This is a genomic window from Methylobacterium dankookense, assembly GCF_902141855.1.
GTDB classification, from domain to species: domain Bacteria; phylum Pseudomonadota; class Alphaproteobacteria; order Rhizobiales; family Beijerinckiaceae; genus Methylobacterium; species Methylobacterium dankookense.
Window position 1 is genome coordinate 1 of the sequence record NZ_CABFVH010000100.1, and the last position, 4,696, is coordinate 4,696.

Genomic DNA, 4,696 nt, shown 5'->3' on the forward strand with positions numbered 1-4,696 from the left:
GCCACCCCGCGGGAGAGCCCGCCTGCTACAGCGCTGTGAAGGGCGCGCAGGCGGGCTCTCCCGCTACCAGCGAGCTACACCACCATCAGGGACACGACCGCGGCTATGGTTTTTGGGTGAAGCAGGGCGCCGGGGCGGTTACGGGCCAGCTTCAGGTTGCGAACCTTTGGGTCGGCAATACGCCGGCCGCGGGATTGCGCCTGGATGGCGTCGATAGCGTGTCCATTAGCGGATATCTTGGCGTCGGTCTTGGACAAGGCGCTGAACTGCGGGCGCTCACGAACAGCTCGCTTGAAGGCATAGTGAAGAACTACAACCGAGCGAGCAACGGCGGCGCGGCTGTGTCACTAGATGCCTCGAGCAATAATACAATCCAGGTGAGATCCGCGACCGACCTGACGGTGACCGGTTATAACGGTATCGTAGAGGTGAACGGCTCGTCCGGCAACAGCATCTTCGGTGCCGGTGTTGCGCTCTGTTCGGTTGGCCTTCAGTTTGGCGGCGCGGTGAACGGCCTCGCATATGTCAGTGGCGCACAGGCCTGCTCTTACGAGGTCAATGGCCGCACGGTGCAACTGCATTACCACCTTGGCCTGAGTGCAAAGGGCACCTCTACTGGCGTAGCGACGCTTGCGGGTCTGCCTTTCGCGGCGGCCTATGGCGGGATGAGCCCTTTCATAGGCGCCTCCGGCATGATGGGCTTGACCTCGCCGTATGCTCAGACTTCGCCGGGCAGCACGACCGCATCTCTGGCACAGCAGGGCACGACAGGTTCAGCGAGTCTCACGGACACGAACTTTTCGAACTCGTCCGTGATCATTGGCTCACTAATCTACATTAAGCATTAAATCCGCCTCGTCTGTACTCCTGTCTTCACGACAATGAGTCCGGAGGCGGTCGTGATGCCGAACGCGATCGTCCAGGCGTCTACTGAGTCGCAATAGGTTTTGAGCCTGCAGCCGTCATACTTCTCGAGTGCGCCTCGCAGCCGACAGGAGAGAGATCCATCACGAGGCATCCCTGCAAATGGAAAAGGCCACAGAGGGCATTGACCTGACCGGCTGGCTTTGGACCGGGCTGATTGAGAGGATCAGCCAGGACCGGAGGAGTCGGACATGCGGCGAGGTCAGAAGACGAGCGCGGAGCAGGTCGTGTTCAAGCTGCGCCAGATCGAGGTGCAGACAGCCCAGGGCAAGAGCTTAGCGCTGGCTCAGCTAAGGAGGCAGAGATCTCCGAGCAGAGCTACGACCGCTGGCGCAAGGAGTACGGCGGCCTCCAGCCACCGCCCGTCTCGCCTGCGTTGCCAGCCTCACGGCCGCCAACGCCCTCAACAATCCAGCCTGAGATCATACACTCAAACAGGCTTCAAGAGCGTCATGCTTTCCAGCAGGGAGAGCGCGAACAATGCACCTCTGCTGGCGCGACGCAAATCTAAGTGTGTTGCCTCGGACCTGGTATTATGGTGTTTCCACTTCAAACTTGAAATCTGAAAAACAGGCAGACAAGCTTCTGCTGTCTCCGTCGGGATGCGCAGACTGCAGAAGCCTAATCTCAACAAAATTCGCCGTTGCGAATAATTTTCCCGGTATTCGAATCTTGAAATCTTGAAATTCATGAGAACTAATACGGGCACTAAGGATACGTTTTCCATTAAAATCAATGCTGATGAATTGATTTTCTTCAGGTATTGTAATTGATTTGCTGCTGAACGTCAGATATGCAGCATGCTCGGGGACTAAGCCAGAAAACCGAAGAGTTGCATAAGTGCCTTCCACCCACCGATAGCCAAACGGCTCAAAACTGCTCCAGCCTTTGTCCAAGAAAGCACAATCTTCCTGCGAAATATTTAGCGTATAGTCAGGCGACTGAACTGAGGGAACATGGCTTTGGATAAATTCTGCCTTGTAATCCCCCACAAGCAGCGCTAAGTCATCAAAAGTTCCTCCTGCCAAAGGCAGTAGATTGTGGGCCATTTTTTCAAGAAATTGTTCATAATAAATTTGACCGAAACCAAAATTCATACCTAGCTGCTTCGCATACCAGTGGTGATCTATTTCAACAGCGTCATGTGGTTCAGCTGTCTCGATGAAATCTAATATTTCATCGCTTTGTAGAGTCCATTGGCGGTAGCCATGCTCCGCAGTTTTCCAGGCTGAATACCCGATCCGCGAAGCTTCCTCGCGGAAGTTTATTTCGCTGGGTTCGGCGTGCACGTTAAACAAAATCCCGTTTACCCAGTTGCTGATGTACTCGCTATGTGTTGGTTGGTCATGTGCAATTACAATCATACCACGCGACATAGCCTCAAGCATGGCAACACCAATACCTTCTGCAACTCGAGGGCAAACGAATACGTTATAATTAGATAATAGATCGCTATAGGCTTGCTTCGACGGAAGCCATTTTGAAACCGTTAACTTGCCAGTTTCTAAGTTTGTTAAATCGCTTTGGTATCCAAGATCAATATCTGGCGCATTATGTAGGTGAAACCTATCGCAACAGGATCCCAACATCTTTTCGACATAGCGAAGATTTATGCCATGGTCGGGCCTGCGCTGCCAAAAAAACACATCAATAGTTTCGAACTTTGCTCGTTGATCTGCAGGGCAAGGCTCAACAAAGTATTTTGCAAGATAACTTTCACAACCCAAAAGCCTAGTTCTTTCATGCAGAGCAAGCGAGAAATTTATGAATTTTGCTCTTTTAAGAAGAGCCCAATGAATATCAGGCATACTGTTGGAGCCATCGTACATCGGTATGACAACCGTCGGCTTCCCGTACGCACAAAAGGCTGAGGCTAAAAAGTCCATCTGCCAAACAACGACGATATCATGTGAGTCAAGCTGAGAAAAGAGCTCAACTTGGTGTGCCAAGTGTGGATCAACGAAGATTTCGGATACATGAAATCTTCGTTTTAACAACTCAACAAAAAAGCGGCTAGACTTGGTATGCTCATGGAATTTATGATCGATAAATAGAACTTTTTTCATCTCAGTTCACCCAGTTCCGATATACACCAAGCATGTCGGTAATAAAGCGGCTTCTAGCCTGAATTGACTGCCTCCAGCGCACCGATTTAGGTGTCTGAGAGTACTCTACAATTCGCCTAGCAATCTCTAAATTGTCGCTGCAGTTTAAGCCAAGCCCGTAGTATGAAACTTGATCTGAGAAAGCGCTGCCATCCAGTGTAACTACAGGGCGGCCAATCGACGCAGATTCCATTAGTACGGCAGATCCCCGAAATTTATATATATTCGCATCGTAAGGAAGTAAAATTAGATCCGATGAAAGATACAAACTATCAATTTCATCATTACTAAGCGAGCTCGGAAGTATGGAGACTCCGGGGCACGCGTACAATTTAGCTAAGTAGGTCTGATAATTAGTTATCTCGCGGTCGGGAAGGCATTGCGTTGTGAAGCGTATATTGATGTCAGGATCCAGTATGCGGACTTGTCTGAATATGGATTCAAGCCGTAAAAAACCTTTGTCTATTCGTGCGGACCCTGGGCATACAACATGAAAATCGCTTGTCTCAGGCAGAGGAAGGGGTTCGCGTGTTTCGCCGTAAGGTGTTACATGAACACATAAATCTAGCTCGCGCGCCAGCCAGTCAGCATATGCTGGTGTTTCCGCGGAAATAGATATATTACATCCCGCCGTGATTAACCCACGGATGTGCATTAATGCTACACTCAAAGGCTTACGGTAGGCTGGTGCGGCATTTTCCATAACGCCAATAAAGCGTAATAGCAATTTAGGAGATTGATCAGATGAAAGCTCGCTCCGATGCGCGGAAAGGCCCATCAAGCTATATATATCAATTGACGGGAAGAAAATCGCATCCGATTGATCGAATTGATATTCGCTTAGCAGTCTGCCGATATCTCTTTCTGCAAGTAATTTCCTTGTCTCATGCGTGTCAGTTAACCCAACGGGATCTATGTCGGAGCTTAGTACGTTGATGAATTCATTATAATAAAAATCGAAAAAGCGCTCGATTTTATTGTCGACGGAAATTTTTGAATCAAGATATTTAGTTCCAAGGCAGTGTACGTTATCATAGTGTTCAGATAGAAGATGTCTATAGTGCCTCATGGCTCTAACGTTGTGTCCTATGCTTTGGACGCAAACTGGGTCACAGACCAGAATTTTGGACAACGTCTAAACTCCTCTTCCCATCTGCAGGTATGTGCGAAAACTTTGAAAGTGGAGCTGCATTGGAGCGCGTTGATATCGTGCGTCAAAGCAGGTTTTTTGTTTTGCCTCGTCAAATGCGTTTAGCATTTCCATCGCCTATAGCAAACGCCCGAACGGCACTGCGCTTAGCTATTCACTTAATGATTTTTGCAACTAAATCATGCTGATGCGCTTATTTTGAGTCAGTTATGGGTCGCGACAGGGCAGTCTAAGCGATTAATATTGGATGACTTAGAAAATTAAAATCACATATGCAATAATTTTCCAGAAACTTATGTATAAACTTGAGTTGGACAGTAAATCAATATAATATTAACTCTGTTTTCGGGGTAAAATAAAACTGCGCAGTGGTATATAACGCATGAATATTGAAGAATGGCTATATCAGAGTCAGTTTCGCCCGTAGATGTCCTCGACGCGGATGATGTCGTCCTCGCCGGTATAGGAGCCGACCTGGACCTCGATCAGCTCCAGCGGGATCTTGCCGGGGTTGGAG

4 protein-coding genes and 1 pseudogene are annotated in these 4,696 nt (G+C 49.0%); 2 read left to right on the forward strand and 3 right to left on the reverse strand.

Annotated elements, in window-relative coordinates; genetic code table 11:
- A partial coding sequence (locus MTDSW087_RS29545) for a hypothetical protein (RefSeq protein ID WP_144769327.1) occupies positions 1 to 848 on the forward strand: 848 nt, incomplete at its 5' end.
- Between the two features lie 267 nt (positions 849 to 1,115).
- A pseudogene (locus MTDSW087_RS29550) lies at positions 1,116 to 1,279 on the forward strand (IS3 family transposase); the annotation flags it as partial.
- Between the two features lie 178 nt (positions 1,280 to 1,457).
- Here MTDSW087_RS29550 and MTDSW087_RS29555 read toward each other — a convergent pair.
- The 3 genes from MTDSW087_RS29555 to MTDSW087_RS29565 form a co-directional block, all read right to left on the reverse strand.
- Entirely contained in the window at positions 1,458 to 2,990 is a 1,533-nt protein-coding gene (locus MTDSW087_RS29555) for a glycosyltransferase (RefSeq protein ID WP_144769329.1), read from the reverse strand.
- 1 nt (position 2,991) lies between these two features.
- Positions 2,992 to 4,098, reverse strand: a complete 1,107-nt coding sequence (locus MTDSW087_RS29560) for a glycosyltransferase family protein (RefSeq protein ID WP_144769331.1) — start codon at positions 4,096 to 4,098, stop codon at positions 2,992 to 2,994.
- A gap of 492 nt (positions 4,099 to 4,590) precedes the next feature.
- Positions 4,591 to 4,696, reverse strand: a 106-nt coding sequence (locus MTDSW087_RS29565) for a hypothetical protein (protein ID WP_144769334.1), incomplete at its 5' end; no start/stop codon positions are given.